22 protein-coding genes and 1 other annotated feature are annotated in these 25,416 nt (G+C 27.2%); of the genes, 17 read left to right on the forward strand and 5 right to left on the reverse strand.

From position 1 onward, the window contains the following. Positions 1-10: 10 nt before the first annotated feature. Both J1C67_RS10035 and J1C67_RS10040 read left to right on the forward strand, forming a co-directional pair. On the forward strand, positions 11-892 hold the full coding sequence (locus tag J1C67_RS10035; RefSeq protein ID WP_167866693.1) for an ATP-binding cassette domain-containing protein: 882 nt from the start codon (positions 11-13) through the stop codon (positions 890-892). Positions 893-905: 13 nt separating this feature from the next. Then, the gene (locus tag J1C67_RS10040) at positions 906-1,676 is read left to right on the forward strand and encodes an ABC transporter permease (protein ID WP_167866694.1); all 771 of its coding nucleotides are present in this window, start codon (positions 906-908) and stop codon (positions 1,674-1,676) included. Between the two features lie 190 nt (positions 1,677-1,866). On the opposite strand, the gene J1C67_RS10045 is transcribed toward J1C67_RS10040, so the two are convergent. Continuing rightward, positions 1,867-2,532 (reverse strand): DUF2225 domain-containing protein, encoded by a 666-nt coding sequence (locus J1C67_RS10045; protein ID WP_089970284.1) that lies wholly within the window; start codon positions 2,530-2,532, stop codon positions 1,867-1,869. A gap of 338 nt (positions 2,533-2,870) precedes the next feature. Continuing rightward, positions 2,871-3,833: a methyl-accepting chemotaxis protein gene (locus J1C67_RS10050; protein ID WP_089970287.1), complete on the reverse strand. Its 963-nt coding sequence runs from the start codon at positions 3,831-3,833 to the stop codon at positions 2,871-2,873. 479 nt (positions 3,834-4,312) lie between these two features. Between J1C67_RS10050 and yjbM the strand changes: the two genes are divergently transcribed. The 5 genes from yjbM to J1C67_RS10075 all read left to right on the forward strand — a co-directional run bounded on the left by yjbM (position 4,313) and on the right by J1C67_RS10075 (position 9,469). Continuing rightward, the gene (gene yjbM, locus J1C67_RS10055; RefSeq protein ID WP_089970289.1) at positions 4,313-5,104 is read left to right on the forward strand and encodes a GTP diphosphokinase; all 792 of its coding nucleotides are present in this window, start codon (positions 4,313-4,315) and stop codon (positions 5,102-5,104) included. Between the two features lie 226 nt (positions 5,105-5,330). Beyond that, positions 5,331-6,107: a hypothetical protein gene (locus J1C67_RS10060; RefSeq protein WP_089970292.1), complete on the forward strand. Its 777-nt coding sequence runs from the start codon at positions 5,331-5,333 to the stop codon at positions 6,105-6,107. A gap of 92 nt (positions 6,108-6,199) precedes the next feature. After that, positions 6,200-7,285: an AAA family ATPase gene (locus J1C67_RS10065; RefSeq protein ID WP_167866695.1), complete on the forward strand. Its 1,086-nt coding sequence runs from the start codon at positions 6,200-6,202 to the stop codon at positions 7,283-7,285. Positions 7,286-7,420: 135 nt separating this feature from the next. Further along, complete coding sequence (locus J1C67_RS10070) at positions 7,421-8,758, forward strand: vWA domain-containing protein (RefSeq protein ID WP_167866696.1); 1,338 nt, start codon at positions 7,421-7,423, stop codon at positions 8,756-8,758. Positions 8,759-8,806: 48 nt separating this feature from the next. Then, positions 8,807-9,469: a hypothetical protein gene (locus J1C67_RS10075; protein WP_167866697.1), complete on the forward strand. Its 663-nt coding sequence runs from the start codon at positions 8,807-8,809 to the stop codon at positions 9,467-9,469. Positions 9,470-9,557: 88 nt separating this feature from the next. Here J1C67_RS10075 and J1C67_RS10080 read toward each other — a convergent pair whose 3' ends face one another. Beyond that, positions 9,558-9,890, reverse strand: coding sequence for a HesB-like protein (locus tag J1C67_RS10080; RefSeq protein WP_167866698.1), 333 nt, complete (start codon positions 9,888-9,890; stop codon positions 9,558-9,560). A 320-nt stretch (positions 9,891-10,210) separates the two neighbouring features. Here J1C67_RS10080 and J1C67_RS10085 point away from each other — a divergent pair, with 320 nt between their 5' ends. Next, complete coding sequence (locus J1C67_RS10085; RefSeq protein ID WP_167866699.1) at positions 10,211-10,951, forward strand: rRNA adenine N-6-methyltransferase family protein; 741 nt, start codon at positions 10,211-10,213, stop codon at positions 10,949-10,951. Positions 10,952-11,189: 238 nt separating this feature from the next. On the opposite strand, the gene leuS is transcribed toward J1C67_RS10085, so the two are convergent. Both leuS and J1C67_RS10095 read right to left on the reverse strand, forming a co-directional pair. After that, positions 11,190-13,640: a leucine--tRNA ligase gene (gene leuS, locus J1C67_RS10090; RefSeq protein WP_167866700.1), complete on the reverse strand. Its 2,451-nt coding sequence runs from the start codon at positions 13,638-13,640 to the stop codon at positions 11,190-11,192. Positions 13,641-13,707: 67 nt separating this feature from the next. After that, positions 13,708-13,916, reverse strand: a binding site (T-box leader). Positions 13,917-14,023: 107 nt separating this feature from the next. After that, positions 14,024-14,662 (reverse strand): lactate utilization protein, encoded by a 639-nt coding sequence (locus tag J1C67_RS10095; RefSeq protein ID WP_167866701.1) that lies wholly within the window; start codon positions 14,660-14,662, stop codon positions 14,024-14,026. Between the two features lie 505 nt (positions 14,663-15,167). On the opposite strand from J1C67_RS10095, the gene J1C67_RS10100 reads away from it, so the two are divergent. The 9 genes from J1C67_RS10100 to cls all read left to right on the forward strand — a co-directional run bounded on the left by J1C67_RS10100 (position 15,168) and on the right by cls (position 25,389). Then, a complete protein-coding gene (locus J1C67_RS10100) occupies positions 15,168-15,374 on the forward strand; it encodes a helix-turn-helix domain-containing protein (RefSeq protein WP_167866702.1) in 207 nt (68 codons plus the stop codon). Positions 15,375-15,479: 105 nt separating this feature from the next. Then, entirely contained in the window at positions 15,480-16,232 is a 753-nt protein-coding gene (locus J1C67_RS10105; protein WP_167866703.1) for a hypothetical protein, read from the forward strand. Between the two features lie 163 nt (positions 16,233-16,395). Further along, positions 16,396-16,755 (forward strand): CoA-binding protein, encoded by a 360-nt coding sequence (locus J1C67_RS10110; protein ID WP_167866704.1) that lies wholly within the window; start codon positions 16,396-16,398, stop codon positions 16,753-16,755. Positions 16,756-17,021: 266 nt separating this feature from the next. Then, positions 17,022-17,384, forward strand: a complete 363-nt coding sequence (locus J1C67_RS10115; protein ID WP_167866705.1) for a YccF domain-containing protein — start codon at positions 17,022-17,024, stop codon at positions 17,382-17,384. A 173-nt stretch (positions 17,385-17,557) separates the two neighbouring features. Then, positions 17,558-18,100, forward strand: a complete 543-nt coding sequence (locus tag J1C67_RS10120) for an NADH peroxidase (RefSeq protein ID WP_089970322.1) — start codon at positions 17,558-17,560, stop codon at positions 18,098-18,100. Positions 18,101-18,344: 244 nt separating this feature from the next. Continuing rightward, on the forward strand, positions 18,345-18,947 hold the full coding sequence (locus tag J1C67_RS10125) for an HAD family hydrolase (protein WP_089970321.1): 603 nt from the start codon (positions 18,345-18,347) through the stop codon (positions 18,945-18,947). 295 nt (positions 18,948-19,242) lie between these two features. Then, positions 19,243-19,785 carry an NADH peroxidase gene (locus J1C67_RS10130; RefSeq protein WP_089970322.1) on the forward strand — a complete coding sequence of 181 codons (543 nt, stop codon included), beginning with the start codon at positions 19,243-19,245 and terminating at the stop codon, positions 19,783-19,785. A gap of 196 nt (positions 19,786-19,981) precedes the next feature. Further along, entirely contained in the window at positions 19,982-23,680 is a 3,699-nt protein-coding gene (locus J1C67_RS10135; RefSeq protein WP_167866706.1) for an Ig-like domain-containing protein, read from the forward strand. Positions 23,681-23,961: 281 nt separating this feature from the next. Further along, positions 23,962-25,389 (forward strand): cardiolipin synthase, encoded by a 1,428-nt coding sequence (cls, locus tag J1C67_RS10140; RefSeq protein WP_167866707.1) that lies wholly within the window; start codon positions 23,962-23,964, stop codon positions 25,387-25,389. The last annotated feature ends 27 nt before the right edge of the window (positions 25,390-25,416 follow it).

Raw genomic sequence — 25,416 nt, forward strand, 5'->3', positions numbered from 1 at the left:
GGGTTCGGTTATGTTAACAATAAATAATTTAGAAGTAAATTACGGCAAGGAAATTGCCTTATCTATTAAATCAAAAATAACATTTGAAGATGGGGATCGTATTGGAATAATAGGGGCTAATGGAGCTGGTAAAACAACGCTTGTGAAAGCTATATTAGGGATAGTTAAATATAATGGAAGCATTCATACAAATTTATTACCAGAACAAATGTCAGCACATATGCAAGAAAATAATTATGTAGTAACTATGAAAATAAAATATATAATAGAAGCTATTTTAGGCTGTAGTATAAAAAATAATGAAAAGCTAAAGGAATTAATTAAGTTCTTCAACTTTGAAGGATGTTTAAATAAAAAATATAGTAACTTATCTGGAGGCCAAAAACAAAGATTAACAATAATATTAGTTTTAATTCAAGATTCACCTTTAGTGTTTTTTGATGAGGTTACATCAGGTTTAGATTTTGAAACACGTAATCAATTAATGGAAAAAATAAGTGAATGGTATAAAAATAAAAATTCTACAGTGTGTATTGTTTCTCATTATTATGAAGAACTAGAACGTTTAGCTAATAAAATACTAATATTGGATAAGGGAAAAGTTGTAGACTTTGGAGTAAAGGAAGAATTGTTTAAAAAGTATTGTGGTAATTCAGTAATAATAATTCAAAATGATACTATAGAGGATAATTTAACAAAGAAATTTACTAAAATAGAAGCACCAGAAAATTTAATAGCAATATCTTGCCAAAGTAAAGAAAATGAACTTGAAATAATTAATATTTTAGCATCAAATAATATTAACTTTAAAAGAAGTAATAATGATATTGAAATTATGGTTATGAATGCTAAGGAATCTTCAAATAAATTAAATCACTATAAAAAGTTATAGGGGGAGAGAAGATATGAATACAAAATTATTTAATATTAGTCTAATAAAATATGAAATTAGAAATTTAATAGGAAATGTATTTACAATTGTTTTTGGTTTGTTTTTCCCAATAGGTATGTCTATATTAGTGGCGAATATTGTAGGGGCAAAGATCCCAGAGGAGGCTAGAGAAACTGTTGTAGTTGGTATTTTTATTACAACAAGTTTAATAATTCCACTAGCAACTGTTTTAGTTGGTTATGCAGCATCTTTTTCACAAGAACTTGAGAAGGAAATACCTTTAAGACTTAGCCTTTTTGGATATAAAGAAAGTATTTTGATTATATCTAAAATAAGTGCAAGTTTAATATTTATGACGATATCATTAATTGCTTATACAGCAGTAAATTATATAGTTTTAAAGTTACCAATGCCAACAATAGGATCAGCTTTAGTATTAATTATTTCTCTATATGCATTAGCTGTAGTATTATTTATATTATCACATGGAATAGCCTTGTTTTTCAAAAAATTTGGTCCAACTTATGCAATAACAATGTCATTGTATTTTGTAATAATGCTTTTAAGTGGACTATTTGGAATTCAAGCAAAGGATTTTCCAAAGCCAATAAGATTAATATCATATATGTTTCCAACAACGTATATGAATAGTGACTTTGCTGATTTCTGGACTGGAGGAAGTTATAACTTTGTTCCGTTTATACAATCATTTATATTCTTAGGAGCAGTATCATGTATAGTTTTATTTGTAGCACTTAATAGAAATAGTAGAAAAATAAAATAATATAGTATAGATAAATTAGAGTAGTGTTTTAGGATTATTCTAGAATATGTTTTAAAAACTCCAATACAGGCAAGTATACTTGCATTGGAGTTTTTTAGTTTCTATAAGTATTAATATGTACATGTTTTAAAACTTACTATTTCTTAATATGATGTTTAAAAATAGTAGTAGGGTTTATAATGTATATTAATTAAAGCTCTTTAATTTTATCTCTTCCCTCACGAGCAAGTTCTTTAATCTTATGTGTGGAGCCTACAGATGTTAGAGTTTTAGAGTACCATTTTAGAGCATCATCATTCCTATTTAAACGTCTTGATAACTCGCCAATTAAATACATAAGTGAAAATTTATCCAATCCATAAACAGGAAGATCCTCATTAAGAAAAACTTCTTGAAACCCATCAAGAGCTTGTTGTAAAAGAATATTTTCATTTTTAGTATCATCTAATAATCTATAAATCCAAGCTATTTTTAAGCATATCATAGATTTAGTACTGGTTTTTGAATCTGTTAATACTGCTGTGAGTAAAGCTAATTTATATCTTTGGATAGCAATTTCCTCAGTAAATACATTAGGATAAAATTTGCATTTCCATTTAGGTGTAATTCTATTTTTAACTAGATCTATTTGGGATTTTTTTATTTTATTAAATTCTGACTGCATACTGCTATAACCGCAACTACTGCATATTAATACATCATAAAAATAAGGATTAATAACTGAATAGCGTATAAAAAAATCACTATCCCTAGAAATAATTCTAGAAGTCTTTGCTTTAACTGAAATAAATTCAAAATTATCACCGCAAACGGGACAAGTTATAGTATTCATAAAAGTATAATGTGGAATTTCCATTTGTTAATCACCTCTGAATTATTGATTGCTGGACGGCAAAAAGTTGTTTTTTACAAGGATAGCCCTAATATCAATAATATAGAGCTATCTCGAATTATATTTTAGCATAGTAGTGCACTGATAGCTATAAAAAAAATGTGGGAATTATTTAATGAAATTTTTATAGATTTAAAAAATGTTTTAAGTGAATAAGTTGAGGGAATTTTTGAAATGTATTAAAAAAACTCCAATTCAAGTAATTATACTTGAATTGGAGTTTTATGAATTATTTTAAAATAACAATTTAATATAATGATTTATTTTGCATATTTATTAGTTATTCTCTTATATGTCTTATTTTAAAGTGTGTTATTAAGATTCTTAACTGTTTCATCAAATTCTTCAATATTATTAGATTGTATATCCATATTAGCAGCAATTTCTTGGCAAAGAGCTGAATGCTCTTGTGAAATTGTGGATACTCTTTCCATAATTGATATAACTTCATCCTTTTTAGAAGAAGAATTTACTAAATTAACAATACATTCATCTATTTCAACATTAGCCTCATTAATTGATGATTTTATATTAGTAAAGCTATTTTTAGTGTTTAAAAGTGTAGCTTGTTGAGTGCTTAAAGCGATGTTACCAGTTTTAGTTGCTTTTGATGTATCTAATATATCTGATTTTATATCATCTAATATACGTGTGATACTTTCAACAGATTGCTTTGAGTTTTCTGCAAGCTTTCTAACTTCACCAGCAACCACTGAGAAACCACGTCCAGCTTCTCCCGCACGAGCAGCTTCAATAGCAGCATTAAGTGATAAAAGATTAGTTTGGCTAGCAATTTGACTTATAGAATCTGTAATTGTATTAACTGATTCAAGTTTAGAAACTAATGTGTTAACTGTAGTGCTAACAATACTAAAAGCTTGTTGAAGTGATTTTAAAGAGGCATCTAAATCAACAAAGGTATTAAGCCCTTCATCAGCTACATCGCCTGTATCTAAAACTTTTATTTGAACATTAGTTATGTTATAAGCTAATTGTTCCATATTCTTATTGAAATTCTCTAAAATAGAAGTAGCATTTGTAACTTCTTCAGCTTGTGTAAGAGTTGCAGATGTTAAATTACTTAAAGAACTATTAACCTCTTTTATAGCTAATGATATGTTTGTACTATTTTCATTTAATAATCCTACTTGAGATTTTATCTCGCTAGAATTAGAGTCTTCAATTGCCTTAGATGCTATGATATCTCTTGTAGTTGGGGCAGAAGAAACTATTTCTTTTTTTTTCAATGTGGAAAATAAGCCCATGTTATTGCCTCCTAAGTTTTATTTTTTCAATTGACTAAGGGATTTTCAAAAATAACTAGTTAATAGGATAGTTTGTTTTTGACTATTCCTTAGAGATATTTTAAAAAACAACTAATCATATTGCGGTATATTTTGACCTATGTCTTATTACCACAACCTTTACATAATTTATTATGAATAGGTTATAGCTGTTAGCCTAAAACAAAATATTCTCACAGCTTTTGACATGTTATTTTCTTTTAGCTCACTTAAAATGTTTTAGTAAATACACTTTAGTTATATATCGTCCATAATAACCTAATTCTTTAATTTTTTGTTATTAAATTAAAGAAAATTATCATTATTTCCATTATATTTCAATTTTGTTGATATGTAAAATAAAAGATATAGAAAAAGAAAAAATATTATTGTAAGAATTTAATTACACTTTTAAAAAAATTTGATATAATGATAAAGTGAAACTTGTGAAGGGTGATAATATGGCGATATATGATTGGAAAAGTTTTCTAATGCCTTATGAACAGGCTGTAGATGAACTAAAAGTAAAAATTAGAAGTATAAGAAAAGAATACAGAAGAAAAAATGAATATTCACCAATAGAATTTGTTACAGGAAGAGTAAAGGATATATCAAGTTTACTAGAGAAAGCAAATAAATTTGAAATTCCTTTAGATAGAGTTCAATATGAAATGGAAGATATAGCAGGAATAAGAATTATGTGTCAATTTGTTGATGATATAGATAAGGTTGTAGAACTTTTACGTGCAAGGCGTGACATGCAAATTCTTTATGAAAAAGATTATATAAGAAGCGTAAAAACAAGTGGGTATAGAAGTTACCACCTTATTATTAAATATCCTGTTAATATGGCATCAGGTCAAAGAGATATTTTAGCAGAATTTCAAATAAGAACTTTAGCCATGAATTTTTGGGCAACTATTGAACATTCATTAAATTATAAATATAAACAACAAATGCCAGGGGATATTAAAATAAAATTAAAAAAGGCAGCAGATACGGCTTTTGAGTTAGATGAACAAATGTTAGAAATTAAAGATGAAATTAAAGATGCACAAAAATTATTTGAAGTTAAATCAGATATTGTTTCAAACATAATGAATAGCATTTTGACATTAATATCACTAGGAAAATCAGCAGAAGCTAGTAGATATGAAGTTTCATTAAATAAGTTAATAGAAGACGGCGGAATTTGGGAATTGACTAGTATTTTAGAATCAATAAACCATGATATTGACAGATATAGAGAATAAATATGGAGTTTAAAGAAGACATTAATCTTAAATTGGTTAATGTCTTCTTTTATTTTTAATATTGTATTTGATAATATATATTACTTGATGATATTTATCCGTAAATCCTGTATAATAAAAGTAGATAGAGTATACAAATTAAATTAGTTAGGGAACTTTTAAAAAATAGCAAGTCAAGAGACTGTGTATATTTTTGAAGATGCCTAAGGGAAGAAGGAGTTTTAATATGGAAGATTTAGATTTAAAGAAGATTTATAATAATCCTTTTAATATACAAAATATAGAGAACCCAACTGAAGAAGTTCAATTAGCAGCTGTTAAGAAAAATGGACTAACTTTAAAGTTTATAAATAACCCAAGCAAAGAAGTTCAAAAAGAGGCTGTTAAAAGTAATCCTTTAGCAATAGAATTTATAGAAAATCCAAGTGAAAATTTAGGAATACTAGCAGTACAATCTTTATGGAATTCTTTAAAGCTTATAAAAGATCCTACAAATAAAATTATAGAAGAAGCAATAAAAACAAAAGGTTGGGCGATTCAATTTATTGAAAATCCCTCAGAAAAAATGAAGCTACTAGCAGTAAAGAAAGATTATGATGCAATAAAATATATTAAAGAAACTTCAGAAGAAGTTAGCCTTGAAGCAATAAAAACTTATTGGGGTGCAATAAGATATATACATAATGCAAGTTTAAATGTTAAAAGAGCAGCAGTTATTGAAAATGAGGAAGCTATTAATTACATTGAAAGTTATGATTTAGATGAGCTAAAGATATTAATTGGAGATAATATAAATGTAGTTAAGTATGTATATGATTCAATTGATGTAGATCTAGTTATAGATGTTTTAAGAGATAAACTTATAAATGAAGATATAGATTCTGAATATATGAAGAATTTTTTTAAACTAGAAATTTTAGAAATGGATAAGATTAATTTTATAAGAGAGCAAGGAAGTAAAAAAGCTAAAATGCTATTAGTGGATTATAAGCTTTCTATGTAAGTAAGCTTAGAGAACTTCAAGAAAACAACTAGCATGGGCTATTATTAAAAAAAGTGCCTTATATGAGATATAGAAGAAAGGAAGACAGTATAATGAGATTTTCAGAAACTTTAAATACAGTAGATTTAATTTTAGAGGCAAAAGATGTTCCCTTAATTATAGGAGAAGCTGGAATAGGAAAAACAGCATTAGTTAAGGAATTAAGTAAAAGAACAAATAGTCATTTAGTAACAATAGATGCTAATCTTTTAAAAGAAGGGGAAATAGGTGGGTTACCAATAGTAGAGAATAGAAAAACTGTTTATGCAATCCATAATAAACTTGCAGAAGTAGAAAAATTAGCAGGTTTAGAAGATGATAAAAATGTAATATTATTTATAGATGAGTTAAATAGATGTGAACATGCAGTTCAACAAGAACTTATGAACTTAATTTTAAATAGAGAAATTAATGGATATTATTTAGCAGATAAAGTAAGGGTAATAACTGCAATGAATCCATCTAATAAATATGAATCATTTGAAAGCAGTGATTACCAAGTTGTAGATATGGATGCAGCTCAAGAAGATAGATTTGTTTGGGTTGAAATGGATGCAGATGTTAAGGAATGGATAAGATGGGGTATGGGACAAGGTGATAAGGTTCATGGGAATATAATTGAGTTTATATCAACATTTCCAGAATATCTACACACTCCATATTCAAGAGAAAGTATAAAAGCAACTCCAAGAAGTTGGGAGAGGGTATCAAAAGCTTATAAAGTGTACAATGATAATAAAGATAAATTTTCAATAGATATATTCTATAATGTTGTAAAGGGAAATGTAGGAGTAAGTATTGCAACTGATTTTATGAATTTTATTAAGAATATAAAGAATCCTCTAATAAAGGCAGAAGAATTATTTTCATATGAGGTTTTAGGGGTTGAATTAAAGGAGAGAATAAAAAGAGAGAGCCAATCAAGATTATATATTATGGCAAAAAATTCTTTAAGTTTCTTAGAAAAAAATATAAATGAGAAAAATATAAATATATTTGCGAATATTTTAATGAATTATCCAAAGGATTTAAGGCTTGGAATTATGAAAGAAATAAAAAGCGATTATAGTACTGAATTATATAAAAAATTATTAGAAGCAGATACTTTCTTAGATGCATTTTTTAGTATATACGAATAAGGGATCTTAAAAAAATAACAAGTCAGATTCTTTGACTTGCTATTTTTTTAAGGTACCTAATATTTTATAGTTTTGAAAAGGAGGTGAACTTTAGTGGGGAGGACTTATAAGATAATCGCTCACTAAAGATAAAAGATGAGATTTGATGATAAACGTAACGAGTTATTAAAACAAGCTTTAGGTTTTCAAACTAAGGATGATTTAAATAGTAATTTTAAAAAAGAATTTTTCTATTTAGTTGAAAATGTTGTTATAGACATGCTTGAGAAAGAAGATGATTTCTTTGGACAGTTTATGATAAAAATTAAAAGAGATATAAAATTAGATATAACATGGCCTCTTGCAACATTGCCAAGACTTGATGGCTTCCTTATGTATTTTAACCCTATATTGTTTTTAATGCTTGATAAAAAAGAAATGTCAGCATTATTTAAACATGAAATATATCATATAATGTACTCACATTATGATAGGGAAAAAAGACTTAAAAATAAATATGAACCATTAGCAGTAAATTTGGCATTGGATATATCAATAAATCAATTTATAAAAAATCTTCCAATGAATTCTCAAAGAATTGATACAGTAATAAGAGAATATGATGTAAATATAAAAGAGGATATGACCTGTGAGATATATGCAGAGAAAATAGAAAAGGCTATTAAAAGAAAATCTAAGAAGATTATAAATAATTCAAAAGATGATTCCATTTGTAGAGTTATAGATTTGTCTAAAGCTCATGATATTTGGAGCAAAATTGAATTAAATAAAGATTCTCTTAAAGATTTAACTAAAAAAATAGCTATAAATTCTTTTAAAGGAAAGGGTCCAAAAGATATAGAAAGTATAATAAATTCATATACAGAAAAACCTGAAATATCTTGGGAAGATATTTTAAAGAAATTAATACCCTCATTAAGAGCAGGACAAAAAAAGACTATTACAAGAAGAAGTAGGAGACAACCAGAAAGGTTAGAACTTAGAGGTACATTACCTAGAAATCTACCAGAAATTTTAGTGGCTATAGATATTAGTGCATCTATGAGTGATGAAGAAGTTTATAAAATAATGATAGAAATACTTGGAATAACTAAGATAAGAAGCCATAAGATTACTGTGATTGAGTGTGATAACGAAGTAAGAAGAGTATATGAAATAAAGTCTAAAAATGATATCAAAAAAAGACTTTCCAGTACAGGCTCCACATTATTTACACCAGTATTTGAATATATAAAGAAAAATAACTTAAGAAACCATGTGCTAATTTATTTTACTGATGGAGTAGGGGAAAAAAGACTTGAATTAAGACCAATAAATGCAAATACAATATGGGTATTAACAGGGGATGAAGAATTATCTTTAGAAAAATCATATGGTGAAGTTAAGAGGATTAATGGAAAAGATAAAAAGCAAGAAGTAGAAAATTCTCCTCTGAATTTAATGAGAGAGTTTATGCACGATTGGGCGAGGTAGCAATATTAGAGGTTATATGATATAATATTTTATATATGGAGGTGTTTTATGAAGAAAATTAAATTAGATAAAAATAACAGTGTAATGGTTATAGTAGGAGTACTGATGGTAAGCTTATTATTAAATATTTATACATCTGTTATGAACTCCAAATATAAAATGAAAGCGGGAAGAGAATCATATAGATATATAGAAGAAATTAAACACAGGAATGAAAGTGCATTAGTTATATTGGATCAAAGTATAGAAACTAAAAGTATATCAAATGAAGAATTATTAAGTCTTTATAAAAGTTATAATTCTATTTTAGATTCAACCGTACAATTATGTGATTCATATTCAATCTACAAAAATAGCAATTTAATAAGAGAATATAAAGAAGATGATAAAAATAAAATAAAACAAAGTGAAGTATATTCAAGAATAGAAAACTTAGTTTTTGAATATTTAAATTTAGAAATGAAAAATGAACAAGCCAAGATAGTATTAGATGGTAAAATATTAAATGATTTTATTAAAATGAAAGAAGTATCAAATGATGTACAAGACTTCTTTAATGAATTTAATGAACAATATTTATCTAATTTAAAAGATGAAAAAAGAGAAGAAAAAATTATAAAGAAAGATTATTGGATAGATATGTATCTTGGAGTTAACAAGGCTACAGAAAAAAATATAGATTATCCATTTATTATTAAAAGTAAGAACTAAAAAATAGAAACACCTAGAAATATTCAGAATGATGGATATATGTTTTTAGGTGTTTTAATTATAAAAAAAAGTGCCTAAGCACTTTTTTTTAGTGGCATCCACCACCGCATGAGCCGCATCCGCCGCCTTCTGCTTCTATAATAGGTTTAAGTGATAAGCCTCTACCTTCGTTTTCTTCTGATGATAATAATTTAAAACCACCAAATTCATCAATTAGCTTGCTTTCAATTACAAAAGTTATGTCGTTAATTTTTTCAACAACATCACCTTCTTTAACTTCGTCAACAGCTATGTTAAAAGCTGGACCACTACATCCAAAACCGCCTAAATTAATTCTTATTGTATAATCTTTAATATCATTTTCGTCTAAGAAAGATTTAAATTCATTGTATCCTGATTCACTTATTATTACTTTTTCCATAATGTACTTCACTCCTATACTGTTGATAATTTATATCAATAGTATATCATAGTATATTTAAATAGCAAGAAATATTTTAAGCAAAAAGGAAAAAATAAAGAAAAATAGTAATTATATTGAAATTTCAAGTTATTACCAATATAATTATCTATGCGGTTGTAAATACTATAATTATAAGTAAATAACAAAGAGTGTTAAAATATTAGTTATCAGTTAAAGAGAATATATAATTATGTAATGTATTGTATATGAAATCACTTAAGTAAAGTAATTAAGTAACGATAAATATGTGAGAATAATAATGAAAGGAATTGTTAATTTTGAAGCCATATAACAAAAAATATGTATTAGATGTAATAACGGAATATAATAATAAAATTAAAATTAAAAAAGTAGGAGATTTTGAAATTAAAAAAAATTATGGTATTCAAGGAATTGTTAAAGGATATATGTATGAAATAGAAGATGGGGTTAATATAGATATTTTAGAATTACAAGGTCCAGATAATGTATGGATGAGATTAACTCCACTAGAAATAGAAAGTTCATATATGCCAATAAAATTTTCCAAGGGTAAAGTTGGATTAGTGGGACTAGGTCTTGGTTATGTTGCACAGGAAATGGCAAAAAGGAAGGACGTAAAAGAAGTAATTGTTTATGAAATAGACCAAGATGTGATAGATTTATATAATAATAGTTTTAATAAAAATAAAAAAATAAAAATATTATGTGAAGATGCCTTTAAGGCAGAATCAAATAGTTTTGATTTCTTTTATGTTGATATTTATGAATATAAGTTAACTAAAAAGGTAGTAGAAGATTATAAGATTCTAAATAGTTTGCATAAAATAGAAGAGTATTCATTCTGGGGAATGGAACATTTCCTATTAAGTTGTAGATATGAAGAAATAGTGTGGGTATATATACCAGAAAATTGGATGGCTATGACTAAGCTGCTATCAGAGAGGTTAGAAGAGTCTGGATATATTAAACATTATAAAGCTCTAGATGAAAAATTAGTAAGTGAAGTAATTGCAGATTTTAAAATAGTATTAGAGTAATAAGGCATAGTAAAATCAAGGACACTGGTCTATTATTTATTTGATATGCCTAAGGGTTATTCAAATAAATAGAAAGATAGTATGGTAGTCTATTTTTTTGAAAATAACTAAATAAGTAGAGACTTAATGATTAAATTAAAATCATTAAGTCTCTTTAGGGTAAATAATACAACTAAGTAAGGGAGCTTTAAAAAATTAGTAGGATTTTTAAAGCTCCCTAAGTTTATTTATATAATTTTTATTTTATAACTATATTTACAAGTCTTCCTTTTATAACTATAACCTTAACTATAGTTTTTCCTTCAGTTGAGGCTAAAACATCTTCATTTTCAAGTGAAGCAGCTTTTATGCTTTCTTCAGATAAATCAGAAGCAACGTTAATTCTAGCTTTTATTTTACCGTTAACTTGAATAGCAATTTCAACTTCATCCTTAACTAAAGCTTTAGGATCAAATACTGGCCAAGAGTGGTTAAAGATCGAATAATCAAGACCTAGTAAGTTCCATTGTTCTTCAGTAAAGTGAGGAGCAAAAGGAGCTAATATCTTTAAGAAATCTATAATAGTTTCTTTTAAGAAATCTAAATTAAGAGCATCTTCTTGAAGATATTTAGACAATGAATTTACTAGCTCCATCATTCTAGCAATGGCAGTATTGAATTGCATTTTATCAGCATCTTCACTAACTCCTTTAATTGCAGTATGCCTCCAGAAGTTTAATTCTTTTTCAGCTTTATCCATAGTAGTTTTATTGTTTTTACCACTTAAAATAGATTCTCTTGCAGTGTCTAAAGCTCTTTCAATTCTATCAACAAATCTTGAAACAGATTTAATTCCATCATCACTCCAAGCTCCGCCTTCAACATATGAGAAACCAAACATTAGGTACACTCTAAATACATCAGCACCATACTCTTTTATATAAGAGTCAGGAGAAATTGTATTTCCTTTTGATTTACTCATTTTTAAACCATCAGGTCCAAGTATTAAACCTTGGTGAGTTAATGATTTAAATGGTTCATCAAAATCTAAATAGCCCATATCACGAAGTGCTTTAGTAATAAATCTTGCATATAGAAGATGCATACAAGCATGCTCTGGTCCACCAACGTATTTATCAACTGGAAGCATTTTATTAATTAGATCACGATCAAAAGCAATCTTAGTATTTTTATTATCAGGGTATCTCATTTGGTACCATGATGAACATACAAAAGTATCTAATGTGTCACATTCTCTTTTTGAAGGAGATCCACAAGTTGGACAAGGTACATTAACAAACTCTTCACATTTTGCAAGTGGTGATTTACCATCTGGTGCAAATTCAACATTGTATGGAAGTTCTACTGGTAATTGATCTTCAGGTACTGGAACAGTTCCACATTTTTCGCAATGAATAATTGGAATTGGGGCACCCCAGTATCTTTGTCTTGAAACTAACCAATCTCTTAATCTATAGTTAACTTTAGCAGTTCCAAGAGTGTCTTCTGCTAGTTTAGCAACTACCTTTTCTTTAGCAACTTCAGTAGTTAATCCATCAAATTCAGAGGAGTTAACTAAAACGCCATATTCACAGTATGGAAGCTCGTTGTTTTTACCATTTTTACTAGTTATAACTCTTTCTATTTTTAAGTTAAACTTTTGTGCAAAGGCAAAATCTCTTTCATCATGAGCTGGAACTGCCATAACAGCACCTGTTCCATAAGTTGCAAGAACATAATCTGCAACCCAAACTGGAACTTCACGTCCATTTATAGGGTTTATAGCGTAAGAACCAGTGAAGACACCAGTTTTTTCTCTAGAAATAGATTGTCTTTCAATGTCTGTTTGTACTTTAGCAGCTTCTTTGTAAGATTCAACAGCAGCTTTATTTTCAGCAAGTGTTAAGTCATCTACTAAAGGATTTTCAGGAGCTAAAACAACATAAGTAACTCCATTTAAAGTATCAACTCTTGTAGTAAACACATCAAAGTTTATATCTGAATCTTTAACTTTAAATGTAACTTCAGCACCAGTAGATTTACCAATCCAATGCTTTTGCATAGCTACAGTTTTTTCTGGCCAATCTAAAGTATCTAATTTTTCAAGAAGTTCATCTGCATAATCAGTTATTTTTAAGAACCACTGAGTTAAATCTTTTTTAGTAACCTCAGTTGAACATCGCTCGCAAGAACCATCATGAACTTGCTCATTAGCTAAAACAGTGTTGCAAGATGGACACCAATTTACAGGAGCCTTTTTTCTATAAGCTAAACCTTTATTATAAAGTTTAACAAATAACCATTGAGTCCATTTATAATAGTCAGGGTTACATGTTACAACTTCATTTTCCCAGTTAAACATAGCACCCATTGCTCTTAATTGTTTTTCCATATTAGCAATGTTTTTAACTGTTGAATCCTTAGGATGGATACCAGTTTTAATTGCAAAATTTTCAGCAGGTAAACCAAAAGCATCAAATCCCATAGGTTGAAAAACGTTAAAACCTTGCATTTTTTTCATTCTAGCCCATGAATCTACAGGCCCATAATTAAACCAATGACCAGCGTGAAGTTGACTACCTGATGGGTAAGAAAACATTTCTAAAACATAAAGTTTTTCACCAGGATTTTCTGGATTAAATTTATAAAGATCTGTTTCATCCCATTTGTTTTGCCATTTAGTATCAATACTAGTTCCATAATTACTCATTTTTTATTCCTCCTGTTATTTAGTGAATTAATTGGTTTGACACGCAAAAAAAGCTTTCATCTCTATACAAAGAGACGAAAGCTTGTAGTTTCCGTGGTACCACTCTAATTAGAAGATTAATAATCTTCTCACTTAAAAATTTAACGATTTCCCGTACTTGCTTTTAAACAAGTAAGCTCATAGATAAGTTCCTATAATTGCAACACTGTTTTACACCAAACAACAGCTCTCTAAAGGTTACATTTTTATAGTACTACTTCTAATCAAAGCATATTATATTTAAATTATTATTTATAAGTATATCCTAAATCAACATAAGTAGTCAATAAGAAGGTATTTAAAAAGTGAAATTAGTTAATCAAATGAAATATTTTAAGTTTAACTTAGTATCCAACTTCGTCCCCAACTACTATTATTGTAAATCTTCCTGGAAATTTGGCTCCGTTATTTACGACTGATAAATAGTTGCATAATCTTCCTTTTACAAAACAATCATTACATACTCCAGTTTCTGCGCAAGGTGTTTTATGATTTATTCTTTTAGAATTTAGTATAGCTACGTTTTTTATTCTTTCTAAAGCTTCATCCATATTCTTAACTAGTTTATTTGCACCAATAACTACAATTACCTTTTTTGGGCCAAATAGCATTCCAGCAGCTCTATTACCTGAGCAATCCATGTTTACAAGTTCACCAGCCTCAGTAACTGCATTTGTACTTGTTATTAAATAATCGGCTACCATAGATTGTCTCATTATTTCAACAATATCACTAAAAGGTAAATCTTGATATCTATCATAGAAATTATAATTTCCATTTCTTATAACATTAATTAAATCCATCTCATTTAAAGTTACAGATCCACCTAATGCAACACTAGATTCTTCAGGTAGTAATTCTAATACTTTTTCTTTTGCCTCACCTATGTTGTTCACGTAAATAGCATCATATTTTTTAGCATTTAAAATAGCTACCAATTTTTTACCATCACATTCATATTTCCATTTTTTTACCTTGTCCATTTAAATCACTCCTTGAATAAATATAAGGCATAAATTTTATTTATTTTAATATTAACATAGATATCAATAGTTAGTAAACCGGTTTAAAATAAATTTCTAATCATATATAATATTAGGGATATTAATTTTGTTATTTGAGAACCTGTTATTTTAAAAAAGTAACTTAATTAAATTAATTTTTTAAAATAGCTAATATTAATGTAAGGAATTTGAAAAAATATATATAAGAATGATCTTAAATATCGTAGGAAAATAAAAAATACTCAAATAGACATAAATTTTTATTGCTAAACAATAAAAATTGGCATATTATATTTATATAGTAAATATTTAGGAGTGCTTAAAATGAATAATAAATTTAAAAGATATGAGTGGGTTATTTAATACAAGCTTTAATGCAGTTATTATAGCAACCATGATAATATTATTAATAATTCTTTTAGAAGTATTAGATAGAAGGTATTAAAATTAAAGAGGAAAATGATTTAACGGTGTAGGTGAAGAAATGAGTATAATAATAAATTTAGATGTAATGATGGCAAAAAGAAAAATGTCTTTAAATGAATTGTCAGATAGGGTTGAAATAACAATAGCGAATTTATCAAATTTAAAAATAGGAAAAGCAAAGGCTGTAAGATTTTCAACTTTAGAAAAGATATGTGAAGCTTTAAATTGTCAACCTGGAGATATTCTTGAGTATAGAAATGAGTAAAGATTATTCGATAATGAAATGCAATATTTCCCTGCTGAAATTCCTAAAGATGCAGAAAATATTGAGTTTGAAGAATGGGCTACATTTATGCAGGGGGGACTTTTTATGTGGAAAATGATTATAAAAAATAATAAAGTGAATTTAAGTATGTGTATTATATTTTTTATATTAGGGTGTTTAAATTTAATAATTAACAATAAGATGTGTAGGTTTTTTCAACTTAATAATATTGTTATAGCATTTATACCATTTTTAGTAGCAAGTATTTTATTAATGATATTCTATAAGAAGGAAATTAGAACAATTACAATGATTATTATAAATACTATAGTGATTAGCTTAAGTATAATATTATTAACAATTAATTTTGGAAAATTAATTGTTAGTGAAACATTTGATAGAAATACTGATGTTAAAAATTATCCTAGAATAAGAAAACTATATTCCGATAATGAAATGCAATATTTCCCTGCTGAAATTCCTAAAGATGCAGAAAATATTGAGTTTGAAGAATGGGCTGCATTTATGCAGGGGGGATCAGGATTATACTTATCCTATGATATTGATAGTGAAAATGAAGAGAAAATAGATGAAGAATTAAGAGGTAAAAGTAAATATGTACTTGAGAGTATTGAAGAAATTAAAATAGCTGGTGAAAATATATGCGTTTTGGCGGACAGTGAAATTTCAGAAGCTATAGATTACAAGAGTTCCCCAGAAAGTAGTGATAAATTTATAATATATATATCAGAGGCTAGGAAATCAAGTGGAGATGGTTACTGGAATCATGGAATTCAATATGGGGTAATAATAAATAAAGATAAACATAGAATAATATATTTTCATGAGTATTGGTAGATGTTATTAACTATGAAAGAATTTATTTTTGAAGAATAAGAATAAAAATGGTGAGTTTTGAAAAAAATACTGACTAATGGAATACAATAGTAGGGAATATTTAAATATAGTATAATATTAAATAATTATGTTTAAATATTTAAATTAATAAGGAGGAAGAAATATGGAAGCAAAAGAATTAATTAAGGAAAAAAATTGGGTTGTAATTGGAGATGTTACAAATTCAACTAAATATGCATATAAAATTTTAGAAAAATTCAAGTTAAAAGGTCATACAGTAGTAGGTGTTCATCCAAAGGGGGGAGATAGAGTTTATAAAACTTTAAAAGAAGTTCCGTATAAAATAGATTCTATAGATTTATGTATAAATCCAAAACTAGGATTAGAATTTATAAAAGAAGCTAAGAAAATTGGAATAACTAAAATTTTAATTCAACCAGGGGCAGAAAGTATTGAAATAATAAATTATTGTAATGAAAATAATATTATGGCAATTAGAGGTTGTGCATTAGTAGAATTATAGAAGTGGCGTATAATAAAATAGTTACTAGCATTTAGAAATTTTTAGGAATGTCTAAATAAATAACAGACATGTATTCTAGCTTTTAAAAATTAAGAATATTTGGTGTGTTATTTATTTACTATGCCTTAAATAAACCTTAAATATGACAAAATTTTACCTGTGAACAAAATAAAAGGTTTATAATAATATATATAGAAAATTAATAACAGTTACAATATAGAATTGTTATTAAACTATTATTTTAAATTATAAGTGAGGTAAAATAAATGAGTTGTTTAGGAAATATTATTTGGATTATATTTGGAGGTTTAGTTGCTGCGATAGCTTGGGCTTTCACAGGAGTTTTATGGTGCTTAACAATAGTTGGAATTCCAATAGGGTTACAATGCTTTAAAATGGCAGGGTTACAACTAGCTCCATTTGGAAAAGAAGTTATAACTGTTGATACAGGTAATGGTAGTTTAATACTGAATATATTATGGCTTATTTTTGGTGGATTAGAATTATGTATAGCTAATTTGATAAGTGCATTCTTTTTATGTATTACTATAGTAGGTATTCCATTTGCAAAACAATCATTAAAACTTGCAAGATTATCATTAATGCCATTTGGTAAAGAAGTTAGATAAAAAATAGAGGAAAATTTAATAAAGTAGTTTACAAACGATAATAATTATTATATAATAAAGCCAAGCAATAAAACAAAACAATTTAGAAAACTAATTAAAGTAGTAAAACAAAATAATATAAAAAACTTAAAAAATAAAATAAATTATGGTCTAAATAAGAGGAGGATTTTAATATGAAAAAGTTTGTATGTACAGTATGTGGTTATATTCACGAAGGAGAAACAGCTCCAGCACAATGTCCAGTATGTAAGGTAGGAGCAGATAAGTTTATAGAACAATCAGGAGATTTAGCATGGGCTGACGAACATAGAATCGGAGTTGCTAAAGATGTTGATGCTAGAGTAATCGAAGGATTACAAGCTAACTTTATTGGAGAATGTACAGAAGTTGGAATGTACCTAGCAATGTCAAGACAAGCAGATAGAGAAGGATTCCCAGAAGTTGCAGAAGCTTATAAGAGAATTGCCTTTGAAGAAGCAGAACATGCAGCTAAATTTGCAGAAATGCTTGGAGAAGTTGTAGTAGCTGATACAAAAGCTAATCTACAAGCAAGAGTAGATGCAGAATACGGAGCATGTCAAGGTAAGAAAGATTTAGCAACATTAGCTAAACAATTAAACCTAGATGCAATTCATGACACAGTACATGAAATGTGTAAAGATGAAGCTAGACACGGAAAAGCTTTTAGTGGATTATTAAAGAGATATTTTAACTAAGCGATCTTCAAATAAATATAAAGAAGAAGGATTTGCATAATGCAGATCCTTTTTTCTATATGTTAATAATATATAGGGTGAGCGCCTAATTATATTTATGTTTTTAATTTAGGTATCTTTAAATAAATGATATTAGGAATATAATAGATTCTTAACTTTTAAGTTATTATGGAAAGGGTTATAATGGATTATGAGGGAAAGTTTCTTATAAGATAATAATTTAAATTGGTAGGAGGGAGATTTTATGTGTAGAAATATAATATTTGATATTGGAAATGTGCTATTAGATTTTAATCCTAAAGAATATCTTAAATCAAAAATGAAAGAAGATAAAGTTGATTATGTTCATAAAGAGATATTTGAAAGTGAAGAATGGATAATGCTTGATAGAGGTACAATTTTAGAAGAAGAGGCTATAAAAATTATAACTAGTAGAAGTAATGGGAATGAAGAACTTATAAAAATAGCTTTTGAAAAGTGGTATGATATATTAAATCCTATTGAGAAGACTGTAGATATTTTAAAGAAATTAAAGGAATCAGGATATAAAGTTTATTACTTATCCAATTTTCATTTAAAAGCATTTGAACATGTAACTAGTAAATATAATTTTTTTAATATTTTTGATGGTGGTGTAGTTTCATATGAAGAAAAAATTATTAAACCAGAAAAGGAAATATACAATAAAATTATAGAAAAATATAAACTTAATGTTAATGAATCAATTTTCATTGATGATATGGAATGTAATATTAACAAGGCGAGGGAAGTTGGATTTAAAACTATACTTTTTAAAAATCCAGAAGAGCTAATGGTAAGCTTAAAGGAATATGGTGTTAAATGCTAATATTAATGCCTGATTTAATATATATAAGGCATATTTAAATAAATAACAAATTAGTATCAGTGTATTTTAACTTGCTAATCATTTTACAATGGCTAAAGAAGTTGAAATTAAAAAAATAAGTAAGTTTATTTTAAAAAAGCATTTACAAATAAGAATAATTATTATATAATAATTATAGAAAGTTAAACAAAACAATTTAAAAAATTAATTAAATTAGTAAAACAAAAGATTATAAAAGAACTTAAGAAAAATAAAATTAAATAAATTATGGTCTAAATAAGAGGAGGATTTTAATATGAAAAAGTTTGTATGTACAGTATGTGGTTATATTCACGAAGGAGAAACAGCTCCAGCACAATGTCCAGTATGTAAGGTAGGAGCAGATAAGTTTATAGAACAATCAGGAGATTTAGCATGGGCTGACGAACATAGAATCGGAGTTGCTAAAGATGTTGATGCTAGAGTAATCGAAGGATTACAAGCTAACTTTATTGGAGAATGTACAGAAGTTGGAATGTACCTAGCAATGTCAAGACAAGCAGATAGAGAAGGATTCCCAGAAGTTGCAGAAGCTTATAAGAGAATTGCCTTTGAAGAAGCAGAACATGCAGCTAAATTTGCAGAAATGCTTGGAGAAGTTGTAGTAGCTGATACAAAAGCTAATCTACAAGCAAGAGTAGATGCAGAATACGGAGCATGTCAAGGTAAGAAAGATTTAGCAACATTAGCTAAACAATTAAACCTAGATGCAATTCATGACACAGTACATGAAATGTGTAAAGATGAAGCTAGACACGGAAAGGCGTTTAGTGGATTATTAAAGAGATATTTTAACTAAGATAGATATATAAGACTTGCATAATGCAGGTCTTTTTTGTTGTATTCAAATATTATTATATAAATTAAGTTAAGGTACCATTTAATATTAGATATAATTATATTTAATAAGTGGGAAAAAATCCATTAAAAACTTGTGTTGGAAATTGTTGTATAGTATTATAATATATGAAATAAATGAAAATGGAGGAATAATAATGAAAAACGCTTTGAAAAAAGTTGCTACTATTCTACTAATTATATTTGCAACTAATTTTATGCCGGTACAAGCTTATAATGGACAAGGCAGTAATGAGAGTTATATTAATGGTAGTGGATTTGGGTTAAGTACAATAGAAAATGTAAAAGATAAAGATGGAAATAGAACTATAAAAATAGGTTTTATAGATGGGGTTATAGAAAATATAAAGAGCTTAAAAGTTTATACAAAGGTGAAACAATATGAGGGAAATAATTATCAACCAAATAATTATGGACCAGGTAAAGAGATAATATTGGATGGCTTCTCATTAGAATTAACTAATAAAGAAGGTAACAAGTTTACTGGAGAAGTTAAAGAAGAGTACATAAAAGAATTTGGAGAATATTATTTTGATAAAATAGAAATAACATATAATGATAATAGTAAAAAAGTATCATTTAATAATAACTTCTATGGGGCTATAAGTGATAACGATAAGAATAATGGCGAACTTGTAAGTTCGTATGCTTATAGTGAGGAACGTCAACATTTAACAACTAATGAATGGAATTTTAAGAGCAAGAAAGTTAAACTTAACGAAGAACAAGTATTTAGATTTAATGTTGCAACTACTTCAGCTAAAGTAGAACCACAAAAAGTATTTATTACATTTAAAAATACTACAAATGAAAGTTCAAAAGAACAGATAAGAGAAGCTGAAAAAGTAGATACTTTAAAATATGAGACAAAATTAAAGTTAACAAATAGTTTAGATACAGGTGACTGGAAAGTATCTAAGATTGAGTTTGTTGATAATTATGGGAGAACATATAATTCATTAAATAATTTTTATGAATCATTTAATGTAGTATCTGAAAATACAGATATTGATGCACCTAAGATTATAAAAAGTAGTATAACATCAAAAATTTATGATGCTAAAAGTGAAACAAAACCTAATTTTCAATTTGAAATAACAGATGATATTTCAGGGATTGAAAGAGGAAATATTACAATAGTGAATAAAAAAAATATAGAGGTAACAAAAAATTTCAGTCTTAATAATTATAGCAATAAGGATGTATATACAACAAACTTATATGGGTTAGATACAAATGGAGAATATGAAGTTAGTCAGGTAGATTTAACTGATAAGGCTGGAAATAGAGTTACCTATATTTCAGATAAATATTATAAGGATCATATGAAGGATAGTAGATATATTGTAGCAGATTTTTCAAAACTTGATGTTGAAGTAATTAATAATAAAGATAAAGAAGCAGAAGTAGAAGTAGAAAAAGAAAATATTCAAATTATTGAAATAGTTAATAATAATAAGGAAATATCTAATGGAATGGATATAGATATGGATCTTAAAATAAAAAGCAATAAAATTCTAAATAATGTATCAGTAAATATTAAGGATAAGAGAGAAGATGTATATAATCCAATAGATTTATATGCGCAACAAGTGGGGAAGGCTACTGAAGATGGAATCATTACTTATAAAATCAAAAGTAATAATAGTAGTTTAACCTATTTGGAATCAAGTGAATATATTGTGAAAAATATTTATCTATCATATTATGAGAATAATAAATATAAGTATAAAAATATATATGATATAAGATATAATAGCTATGAAGAAAATATAGAAAAATATGATTTTAGTCATACAGATTTAATTTGTAAAAATCCTAATGAAGATCTAAAAAAACCAGAAATTTCAGATATAATTATGGATAAGAAAGTAGTACTTCCAGGAGATACTATTAATTTCACTATAAAGGTGAAGGATGATAAGTCAGGTTTTGAAGAAAATAATAACTCAGGTTATACAAGTTATGCGTCTAATTACCTAAGCATAGATTATTCAAATGCTGGAATTAGGGAAAGTGTAAATGTTAAGAGTTATAATAAAGAAACTAATGAATTTAAGGGGACATTAACTATCCCTAAATATGCGTCAACAGGAAAATATAAGATAAATAATTTATGGATAAAAGACTTAGCAGGTAAGTCGCAATCTTATAATTGGAGTGATGAAGCAGATAAGGAATTGCTAGGAAAAGGAACAATACTTGTTAAAAAAGATTTAAATGAAATGCTACCTCCAGAAATAAGTGTTAAGGTTAGCAAAGATAAAGTTGAGACATTTAAGGCTCCATTTGTACCAAGTGTAAGTGCAGATCATGGAACTATAGAAATGAAGTTGAATGATGAAGTTTATAAGAGCGAGCCAATTAATAAGGTAGGTAGCTATCATTTATATATAACAGCTACAGGGGTTGATGGTTCAGTTTCAACAGATAAGGTTTATTTCAAAGTAATTGCTGAAATAACTAATAAAACTACCCCAGAAATGATAATTAAGCAAATAAATGGTTCAACTGATAAAAATATAGAAATAGAAGTTAATAGTGATAAAAAAGAGATAGATTCATCTATATTTGGAGCTATAAAGGGAACGGATAAAACAATTTCATTAACTCAAGAAGATGGAACTGTTTGGACTTTTGCGGGTAAAGATATTAAAGAAGGAAATCTAGAGAGTATTAATCTAAAGGTTAGTAATGTAGTCGATGAAAAAAATAAAGATAATATAGATAAAATAGATCAAAGTGCTAAGATAATACATTTTGATTATCATGGAGCATTACCAGGAAAGGCTACAGTTAAAGTAAAGGTTGATAACCCAGAGGATGTAAGAGGAAAAGATTTAACATTCTACTATTATAATCCAGAAACTAAGAAAGCAGAAAAGGTACAAGGACCATTATCAATAGATAGGGATGGTTATGTAACTGTTCAAATAGAACATTGTAGTGATTATTTCTTATCGGTTGATGATAAACTAGATGAAAATACAAAAATTCCAGTTATAACAGTTAATAAAGCAGATATTAATTTAAAAGAGGGCGAAAAGCTGCAATTAAATGCAACGGTTGATCCAGTAATAGTAGTGCCAGTATATTCATCATTAGATGAAAAGGTAGCTATAGTATCTAATACTGGGGAAATAAGAGCAATATCTTTTGGGGAAACTCAAATAAAAATTACAGCTAAAGATTCTGTTGCTTTTGTAAAAGTAAATGTAAAAAAGATTGAAGAAATTAAACCAGAACTACCAAAAGCTCCAGTAATAACAACAAATAAAGAAATAATAGCACTAAAAGAAGGTAAAGAAGAGCAACTTGAAATTATTGTAGACCCAGAAGATACAAAAGTTACAATCTCATCATTAAATGAAGAAATTGTTAAAGTATCTAAAGTTAAAGACTTGAAATTAGAAGGAAAGACTATAATAAATATAGAGGCTAAGAATATTGGAGAAACTTTTGTTAAAATAGATGCAGGAACTGCAACTAAGACAATAAAAGTAACTGTAGTGAAGGATGCAGAGGTATCAATACCAAAGCTTCCACTAACACCGGAATTACCAGTAATCCCAGAGGTTCCAGTAAAACCGGAAGTGCAAGAAATACCTAAAATACCAGAGCTTCCAGTAACACTAGATCTTCCGGTAAAACTAAAGCTTCCAGTAAAATCCGAAGTATTAGTAACACCAGTGGTTCCAGTAAAACTAGAAGTGCAAGAAAAACCTCAAATACCAAATACAGGTGATTTGGTTGGGTCAAAATCTAAAATAGTATTTGCTATATTTTTAACTGTAGCAGGAGTAATGCTATTTATAAGAAAAAAGGTTAACAATTAATATTATTAAATATTTGGTGACATCTTTAAAACAAAGATGTCACCTTTTTTATTCAAAATAATAGGTAACTGTAAAATATATTTAGTAATAAATTAATAATAGTTAAATAAAATAATAATAAATAATAATGAACTTTAGTTAACTCTTATAATATTATATAAAGATATACAATCTAATTTGTACATAAACAAGAAACACTACATAATTGATATATTATGGTATAATTAATTAAAAGATGTCTAAAATTAATGAAAAGTGAAATATATCAAAAGGAGAAAAAAATGAAAATAACCAGTGTATGGAGTATCCTTATTTTTATAAATGCATTATGTGCAATTTCTTTAATTTTTATTGAAAGACGTGAGCCAACTACAACTTGGGCATGGCTTTTAATATTGTTACTACTACCAGGATTTGGATTTGGAATATATTTAATATTTGGTCAAAATTTAAGTAGACAAAAAATATTTAGAGAAAAAACTGTAGTTGATGAAAAGAAAACAAAAGAATTAATGATGAAGTTTAAAGATGAAAAAAATATACATAGGATAGCGCAAGAATATGAAGGGTTAGTTAGAATGAATTATAATAATTCTGGTTCACTTTATACTACCGGAAATAAAGTAAAGACATATACCAGTGGTGAAGAGAAGTTTAAGGATTTATTTGAAGATATAAAAAATGCAAAAAGTTTTATTCATATTGAATATTATATTTTTAGGTTAGATAATTTAGGAACAGAAATATTAGAGGCACTTAGGTTAAAGGTTTTAGAAGGTGTAGAAGTAAGACTTTTAGTAGATGGAATGGGATCTAAATATATTAGAAAAAAAGAAATTAGATTAATAAATAATTTAGGAATTAAATTTGCAATATTTTTCCCAGGAATACTACCTTATGTTAACGTCCGTATTAACTATAGAAACCATAGAAAAATAGTAATTGTAGATGGACATACTGGATATGTAGGAGGCTTTAATGTTGGGGATGAATATATAAATAGAGGAAAGCAATTTGCTTTTTGGAGAGATACACATATAAGAGTTCAAGGAGAAGCTGTTAATGAACTTAATAAGAGATTTATACTAGACTGGGATTATGCTGCAACTGAAAATTTAGTTGATTCTGAAAAGTATTTTATAAAACAAGAGGTTTACGATGATGTAGGAATACAAATAGTATCTTCAGGACCAGATCATGAAGAAGAGTATATTAAAAATTCATATATGAAAATGATAAATGATGCTAAAAAATCAGTATATATACAAACTCCATATTTAGTTCCAGATGAACCTATGTTAGAAGCTTTAAAAATAGCATCATTATCTGGAGTAGATGTAAGACTTATTGTACCAGGAGAACCGGATCATTTCTTTATGGAATGGATGCTAAGTGCTAATATGGGTGAACTTATGAAATTTGGAGTTAAAATATATAGATATCAAAAAGGATTTATTCATGCTAAAACAATTGTTTCTGATAGTAAGGTATGCAGCATTGGAACTTCAAATTTAGATATAAGAAGTTTTAAACTTAATTTTGAAGTAAATGCATTTATATATAATGATGAAATTTCAAAACAACAAGAAGAAATTTTCTTTAAAGATCAAGAAGATTGCAGACTTGTTACTCAAGAAGAATATGATAGCCGGGCTAGAAGTCTTAAAATAAAAGAAGCTATTATAAGACTTGTATCACCAATACTATAATTAAATTTGACATATGAAATTATATAA

This window comes from Clostridium gasigenes, assembly GCF_017348895.1.
GTDB lineage: Bacteria > Bacillota > Clostridia > Clostridiales > Clostridiaceae > Clostridium > Clostridium gasigenes.

Excerpts from the sequence above, each read along its gene's own strand:
- J1C67_RS10035 (WP_167866693.1), top strand. The coding sequence starts at position 11 with ATGTTAACAATAAATAATTTAGAAGTAAATTACGGCAAGGAAATTGCC.
- J1C67_RS10040 (WP_167866694.1), top strand. The coding sequence starts at position 906 with ATGAATACAAAATTATTTAATATTAGTCTAATAAAATATGAAATTAGA.
- J1C67_RS10045 (WP_089970284.1), bottom strand. The coding sequence starts at position 2,532 with ATGGAAATTCCACATTATACTTTTATGAATACTATAACTTGTCCCGTT.
- J1C67_RS10050 (WP_089970287.1), bottom strand. The coding sequence starts at position 3,833 with ATGGGCTTATTTTCCACATTGAAAAAAAAAGAAATAGTTTCTTCTGCC.
- yjbM (WP_089970289.1), top strand. The coding sequence starts at position 4,313 with ATGGCGATATATGATTGGAAAAGTTTTCTAATGCCTTATGAACAGGCT.
- J1C67_RS10060 (WP_089970292.1), top strand. The coding sequence starts at position 5,331 with ATGGAAGATTTAGATTTAAAGAAGATTTATAATAATCCTTTTAATATA.
- J1C67_RS10065 (WP_167866695.1), top strand. The coding sequence starts at position 6,200 with ATGAGATTTTCAGAAACTTTAAATACAGTAGATTTAATTTTAGAGGCA.
- J1C67_RS10070 (WP_167866696.1), top strand. The coding sequence starts at position 7,421 with ATGAGATTTGATGATAAACGTAACGAGTTATTAAAACAAGCTTTAGGT.
- J1C67_RS10075 (WP_167866697.1), top strand. The coding sequence starts at position 8,807 with ATGAAGAAAATTAAATTAGATAAAAATAACAGTGTAATGGTTATAGTA.
- J1C67_RS10080 (WP_167866698.1), bottom strand. The coding sequence starts at position 9,890 with ATGGAAAAAGTAATAATAAGTGAATCAGGATACAATGAATTTAAATCT.
- leuS (WP_167866700.1), bottom strand. The coding sequence starts at position 13,640 with ATGAGTAATTATGGAACTAGTATTGATACTAAATGGCAAAACAAATGG.
- J1C67_RS10095 (WP_167866701.1), bottom strand. The coding sequence starts at position 14,662 with ATGGACAAGGTAAAAAAATGGAAATATGAATGTGATGGTAAAAAATTG.
- J1C67_RS10100 (WP_167866702.1), top strand. The coding sequence starts at position 15,168 with ATGAGTATAATAATAAATTTAGATGTAATGATGGCAAAAAGAAAAATG.
- J1C67_RS10105 (WP_167866703.1), top strand. The coding sequence starts at position 15,480 with ATGTGGAAAATGATTATAAAAAATAATAAAGTGAATTTAAGTATGTGT.
- J1C67_RS10110 (WP_167866704.1), top strand. The coding sequence starts at position 16,396 with ATGGAAGCAAAAGAATTAATTAAGGAAAAAAATTGGGTTGTAATTGGA.
- J1C67_RS10115 (WP_167866705.1), top strand. The coding sequence starts at position 17,022 with ATGAGTTGTTTAGGAAATATTATTTGGATTATATTTGGAGGTTTAGTT.
- J1C67_RS10120 (WP_089970322.1), top strand. The coding sequence starts at position 17,558 with ATGAAAAAGTTTGTATGTACAGTATGTGGTTATATTCACGAAGGAGAA.
- J1C67_RS10125 (WP_089970321.1), top strand. The coding sequence starts at position 18,345 with ATGTGTAGAAATATAATATTTGATATTGGAAATGTGCTATTAGATTTT.
- J1C67_RS10130 (WP_089970322.1), top strand. The coding sequence starts at position 19,243 with ATGAAAAAGTTTGTATGTACAGTATGTGGTTATATTCACGAAGGAGAA.
- J1C67_RS10135 (WP_167866706.1), top strand. The coding sequence starts at position 19,982 with ATGAAAAACGCTTTGAAAAAAGTTGCTACTATTCTACTAATTATATTT.
- cls (WP_167866707.1), top strand. The coding sequence starts at position 23,962 with ATGAAAATAACCAGTGTATGGAGTATCCTTATTTTTATAAATGCATTA.